Below are 5573 nucleotides of genomic sequence, written 5' to 3'. Positions count from 1 at the left end.
GGACATGACGGGGGCTCCTTCGGCTCGGGCGGTGCGTCGTCGGCGACGCACCGCCCGGCCAATGAACAACGTGCCACCCACAGACCGCTGATGGATCGCCTTCACCACCGGCAGACCGCCGTCACCTCCGGTGGCCAGGGCCGCTCCTCCGGATCACGTCGCGCGCCCGGCGTGATCCGAATCGGCTAGTACAGGTCGGAGCTGCGGATCGTCGCCCAGCTGCTGCTCCGACCGCCGCTGGAGTTGACGAAGACGACCCTGAGGCCGCCGAGGGCGGAGACCTCAAGGCTGGCCCTCGTCCAGGAACTGGGCTTGAAGGTGTCGGCGCTCCAGCAGGGGCGGCTGTTGGCGTCGTAGACGACGAAGTTCCCGTCGCCCTGCATGATCGCCTTGTAGCCGCAGCCCCAGGTCTTGGGCGCCTGCCAGACGGCGTGGACGAGGCTCGCGTCCTGGTAGGCCCGGTAGAGGACGAGGTTGCCGTCGTTCTGCAGGACCAGCTGGGTGTCGCCCGCCTCGATGTGGCCGCCGCGGTAGAGGATGCCGGGCTCGTCCATGTACGCGGCGGGCACGTCGGCGTGTGCGGTCCCTGCCGACGTCACCGTCCCGACCAGGGCCAGCAGGCCGGCCGCCATCCCGAGGGCCGTGTTCCGCAGCTTCTTCGTCGTCTTCATTTCCCCGTGTGCCTCTCTCGTCCGTTTTCGCGCCCGTGAACGGGTGGGGCGCGCTGTGCAGGGACGATCATGCGCGAGGGCGGTAGACAAACGATGAACGCCCGTCTGGACCGGCGTCGGCCGAGGCCGGGGGCCGATCGGGCGGCATCCTCTCGGACGCCGGGTCAGGGGCCGGATCGACCCCGTCACCCGTACCCGGTCGGCGCCCCGGTCAGGAGGCGGTCTGGGCGGTGCAGGTGCCGAGCTGGTCGCCGGGCCGGAGGGTGCCGTCGCCGAAGGTCTGGTTCATGACGGTGGCGAACTCGGGCAGGGCGCTCATCCAGATGTCGGAGAGCGCGAGGTTGACCCGCGGCGGCAGCACGGACCGCACGTCCGGGCTGATCCGGGGCCGGGTGGGGATGTTGTACACCGGGAGGCGGGTACCGGCGGGGTCGCTGCTGGTCTGCACGACGAACGTGCTGTCGCCGGAGAGGCTGCCTTCGAGGTTCGAGACCTGCACGTAGCGGCCGGCGGCGTCGGTCAGGGTGAAGCCGCCCTTGGCCGCCGTCCGGATGTAGACGGAGTTCGCCAGGGTGACGGGGTTGCCGACGGAGGTGAGGTCGATGGTGACCGTCCCGGTGGCGTCGACGTCCCGGAAGGACGCGGCGTTGCCGCCGGGGGTGAGGGCCTTGAAGGTGATGCCGGGCTTCGCCCAGGTGAGCGTGCACTCGGCGCTGCCGGTGGCCATGTTCAGGGTGACGGGGGCGCCGGCGAAGGCGACGTGGGCGAGGGCTATGGTGCCGACGAGGCCCGCGGCGAGGGCGGCGACGGTTTTCGGGGACATCTGCGGGGACTCCTGGTGTGGCGGGTGGATCCCCCCGGGCTCCCAGCGTTCCGGGCCCGCCGGCGGGCGGCAAACCCGCTGCGCCGAGTAGCGTCATCACCCACCGTCACGGGCGGCGGTGTCCAGGGCCCCGGGGCGGGTGTCAGGCGACCAGGGCGGCCCGGTAGGCGGTGATCACCAGGTGGACGCGGTCGCGGGCGGCGAGCTTCGCCAGCAGGTGGCCGACGTGGGTCTTGACCGTGCCGGTGCTGACGCACAGCTGCTCGGCGATCTCGGCGTTGGTGAGCCCGCGGCCGATCAGCGTGAGCACCTCCAACTCCCGTCCGGTGACGGCCCGGAGGACCCGCTGCCGCTCGCCGCCGTGGTCCGTCGGCGGCTCGGCGGGGCCGGTGGGGACGGCGGTGAACGCGCGGATCAGCCGACGGGTGACGCTCGGGGCGAGCAGCGCCTCCCCGGCGGCGACCACCCGGATCGCGGTCAGCAGCTCCTCGGGCGGGGTGGACTTGAGCAGGAAGCCGGAGGCCCCGGCGCGCAGCGCGCCGTAGATGTACTCGTCCAGGTCGAAGGTGGTGAGGACGAGGATCCGTACGGCGCTCTCGGCGGTGATCCGCCGGGTGGCCGCCAGGCCGTCGGTGCCCGGCATCCGGATGTCCATCAGGACCACGTCCGGGTGCTCGGTCCGGGCCAGGCGGACGGCCTGCGCGCCGTCGGCGGCCTCGCCCACCACGGTGAACCCGTCGGCGGCGGCCACGATCCCGGCCAGGCCGGCCCGGACCAGCGCCTGGTCGTCGGCGACCACGACCCGGATCGGCGGGGCGGGGCGCTCCCCGGCCGTCGTCATGACGCGGTCTCGACCGTGGTCTCGACCGCGCTCTCGGCCAGCGGCAGGACGGCCCGGACCCGGAAGCCGCCGTCCGCGCCCGGCCCGGCCTCCAGGCGGCCCCGGTACAGGCCGACCCGTTCGGCGATCCCGGCCAGGCCGTGCCCGCCGCCGATTCCCGCCACGTCCGGGGCACCGCACCCGGGGTCGGTCACCTCCAGCACCAACCGGTCCTCCTCGTACGCCACGTCCACCCGGGCCGAGTCGGTGCGCGCGTGCCTGACCACGTTGGTCAGCGCCTCCTGGACGATCCGGAACGCCGACAGCTCGACGCCGTCCGACAGCGGCCGCACCCGGCCGCCGACCCGCAGCTCGACCCGCACCCCGGCCTCCGCGCTGCTGGCCACCAGCCGTTCGAGGTCGGCCAGTCGGGGCGCGGGGGCGAACTCGGCGTCCTCTCCACGGTCGGCGCCCCCGGCCGGGGCCCCGCGCAGGACGGTGAGCAGCCCGCGCATCTCCACCATCGCGTCCCGGCTCACCGCCTGGATGGCGTCCAGCGCCTGCCCGGCCTTCGCCGGATCCCGGCCGATCACGAAACGGCCGTACCCCGCCTGGACGTTGACCACGCTCATGCTGTGCGCGATCACGTCGTGCAGCTCCCGGGCCAGCCGGGTGCGCTCCTCCGCGAGCTCCTCCGAGAGCTCGGCCCTGGCGAGGTCCAGCTGGTGGCGGCGAAGCTCCGCGCCGTACGCGCGGTAGCGGGCCGCCGCGCTGCCGAGCGCCCAGGCGGTGACGATCGCCAGCGCGGCGAACACCAGGTTGTTCCACAGCTCCCGCGAGCCGAACCCGCTCAGCCCGGCGCCCACCAGCCCGGCCGCCAGCGCGGCCGCGCCGGCCCGCGGCGAGCCGACCGCCGCGACCAGGTAGACCGCCATCGCGGCGGCGAGCACCACCTGGAACCCGGCCAGGTTGGCGATGGTCAGCCGTCCGGCCACCGCCACGACCACCACCCAGGCGGCGAACACCGCCCCGGCCGCGGCCACCGGCGCGAGCCGCCGCAGGCCCGCCGCCGCGCCGACGACGACCACGCACCCCAGCACCGTCACCAGCTCGGCCGTGGCCGGCTCGGCGTACCCCCGGTGGTGCGGGTCGAACACCCGGTAGGCGTCCAGCACCCGCAGCCAGGTGAGCACGGTCAGGGCCAGGGAGACCGCCAGGTCGACCATCACCCAGTGGCCCGGGCGGAGCCTCCTGGTCACCGGCGGGCGCGGGATGTCGGGCATCGCCCCAGGCTAGCGGCGGCCCGCCGCCGGGGCATCGCCCCACAGGCCTACGACCACGGGCAGAGCCCGAGCCCCGTCGGATGCCGGGATTCCGCCCACGGTGGGAGGCCGGGCCCCCGGTGCGGACGGGAGCGTGGAGGCACGCCACAAGGAAAGGCACGACGATGATCGAGGTACGCGACCTCAGCAAGCGCTACGGCGGCGCCCTCGCCGTGGACGGGCTCACGTTCACCGTCCACCCCGGGCAGGTCACCGGCTTCCTCGGGCCGAACGGCTCCGGCAAGTCCACCACCCTGCGGATGATCCTCGGCCTGGACGCCCCGACCGCGGGACGGGCCACCGTCAACGGCCGGCCGTACGCCTCGCTGCGCCACCCGCTGCGCGAGGTCGGCGCGCTGCTGGACGCCGGCGCCGTCCACCCCGCCCGCTCCGCCCACCACCACCTGCTCGGCCTCGCCGTCACCAACGGCATCGGCCCCCGCCGGGTCCGCGAGGTGCTGGAACTCACCGGTCTGGCGACGGCGGCCCGCCGCCGGGCCGGGCGCTTCTCGCTCGGCATGAAGCAGCGCCTGGGCATCGCCGCCGCCCTCCTCGGCGACCCGCCCGTCCTGCTGCTCGACGAACCCGTCAACGGCCTGGACCCGGAAGGCGTCCAGTGGATCCGCACCCTCCTGCGCGGCCTCGCCGCCGAAGGACGGACCGTGCTGCTCTCCTCGCACCTGATGAGCGAAATGGCCCTCACCGCCGACCACTTGGTGGTCATCGGGCGCGGACGGCTCGTCGCGGACCGCTCGACGGCCGACTTCCTCGCCGAGCACGCCCGCACCGACGTCCTGGTGCGCTGCGCCCGTCCGGCGGAGCTGGCCCGGCTGCTGCGCGCCGCCGGGGCGGCCTTCGTCGGGGAGGAGCCCGCCGGAGCGCTGGCCGTCGTCGGCCTGGAACCGTCCGCCATCGGCGAACTGGCCGCCGGGCACGGCATCGGCGTCCACGAACTCACCGTCCGGCAGGCCTCGTTGGAGCAGGCCTTCATGGACGCCACCGGCGGCGCGGTCGACTTCCGGGCCGCCTCCACAGCCCCTGCCATGTCTTCCGTCACGACACCCGACACGACTCCCGGAAAGAGGACCGCATGAGCACCGCACCGACCACCCGGGGCGCCCTGGCCGGGGAGTGGGTCAAGCTGCGCAGCGTCCGCGCGACCCCGCTCGCCGCGGCCGTGGCCCTGGCGGCCGCGCTGTTCATCGGCCTGATCGACTACGCGAGCGCGGCCGACAACTGGGCCTCCTGGAGCGCCGAGCAGCGCGAGCGCTTCGACCCGGTCCGCTACGGCTTCTCCGGCGGCTTCTACGTCGCCGTGCTGGCCGTCGGCACCCTGGGCACGCTGGCCGCCTCCAGCGAGTACACCACCGGCCAGATCCGCACCACCCTGGCGGCCGTGCCCCGGCGCGGCCAGGTCCTCGTTGCCAAGGCCCTGGTGGTCGGCGGGGTTTCGGCGCTGCTCGGGCAGCTGCTCGCCTTCCTGACCTTCCTGCTCGGCCAGCGCGCCCTGAGCGCCCGGCACCTTTCCGTCCCGCTCGGTGCCCCGGGCGTGGCGCGCGCCGTCGTCGGCTGCGGCCTGTTCCTGTCCGCCTTCGCCCTGCTCGGCCTCGCGCTCGGCTTCGTCCTGCGCCACACGGCGGGCGCGGTCGCCGCCCTGTTCGGCCTGTTCTTCCTCTCCCCGATGCTGCTGGCACCGCTCGGCGACGAGGTGTCACGGTTCGGCCTGCAGAGCGTCTTCGAGGGCCTCGGCACCACGGTCGCGTCAGCGGGCGCCGACCGCCTCGGCCCGGTCGGCTGCTTCGCCGCCCTGGCCGGCTACCTCGCCGTCGCCCTCACCCTGGCCGGCCTCGGCCTGTCCCGCCGGGACGCCTGACGCCTGACGCCTGACACCGGGGCCGGTACGGAGCGGGTGGAGCCTCCGTGGGACACCCCCCCGC

7 protein-coding genes are annotated in these 5573 nt (G+C 74.7%); 3 read left to right on the top strand and 4 right to left on the bottom strand.

The genetic code is table 11. From position 1 onward, the window contains the following. A partial coding sequence (locus ACFU6K_RS29920) for a hypothetical protein (RefSeq protein WP_380668247.1) occupies positions 1 to 189 on the top strand: 189 nt, incomplete at its 5' end. Here ACFU6K_RS29920 and ACFU6K_RS29915 read toward each other — a convergent pair. From ACFU6K_RS29915 to ACFU6K_RS29900, 4 genes are all read right to left on the bottom strand, one after another. After that, entirely contained in the window at positions 186 to 671 is a 486-nt protein-coding gene (locus ACFU6K_RS29915) for a hypothetical protein (RefSeq protein WP_380668245.1), read from the bottom strand. The genes ACFU6K_RS29920 and ACFU6K_RS29915 overlap by 4 nt on opposite strands. A 211-nt stretch (positions 672 to 882) precedes the next feature. After that, complete coding sequence (locus ACFU6K_RS29910; protein WP_380668243.1) at positions 883 to 1494, bottom strand: hypothetical protein; 612 nt, start codon at positions 1492 to 1494, stop codon at positions 883 to 885. Positions 1495 to 1636: 142 nt separating this feature from the next. Further along, positions 1637 to 2335 (bottom strand): response regulator, encoded by a 699-nt coding sequence (locus ACFU6K_RS29905; RefSeq protein WP_380668241.1) that lies wholly within the window; start codon positions 2333 to 2335, stop codon positions 1637 to 1639. Further along, a complete protein-coding gene (locus ACFU6K_RS29900; protein WP_380668239.1) occupies positions 2332 to 3597 on the bottom strand; it encodes a sensor histidine kinase in 1266 nt (421 codons plus the stop codon). Before ACFU6K_RS29900 ends, ACFU6K_RS29905 begins: the two co-directional genes overlap by 4 nt. Before the next feature lie 164 nt (positions 3598 to 3761). Here ACFU6K_RS29900 and ACFU6K_RS29895 point away from each other — a divergent pair, with 164 nt between their 5' ends. Both ACFU6K_RS29895 and ACFU6K_RS29890 read left to right on the top strand, forming a co-directional pair. Beyond that, a complete protein-coding gene (locus ACFU6K_RS29895; RefSeq protein WP_380668237.1) occupies positions 3762 to 4730 on the top strand; it encodes an ATP-binding cassette domain-containing protein in 969 nt (322 codons plus the stop codon). Further along, the gene (locus tag ACFU6K_RS29890; RefSeq protein WP_380668235.1) at positions 4727 to 5509 is read left to right on the top strand and encodes a hypothetical protein; all 783 of its coding nucleotides are present in this window, start codon (positions 4727 to 4729) and stop codon (positions 5507 to 5509) included. Before ACFU6K_RS29895 ends, ACFU6K_RS29890 begins: the two co-directional genes overlap by 4 nt. Positions 5510 to 5573 lie beyond the last annotated feature (64 nt).

This window comes from Kitasatospora sp. NPDC057512, assembly GCF_042802135.1.
GTDB lineage: Bacteria > Actinomycetota > Actinomycetes > Streptomycetales > Streptomycetaceae > Kitasatospora.
Note: the sequence above shows the minus strand (reverse complement) of the source record. Positions and strands in the feature narration are given on the sequence as shown.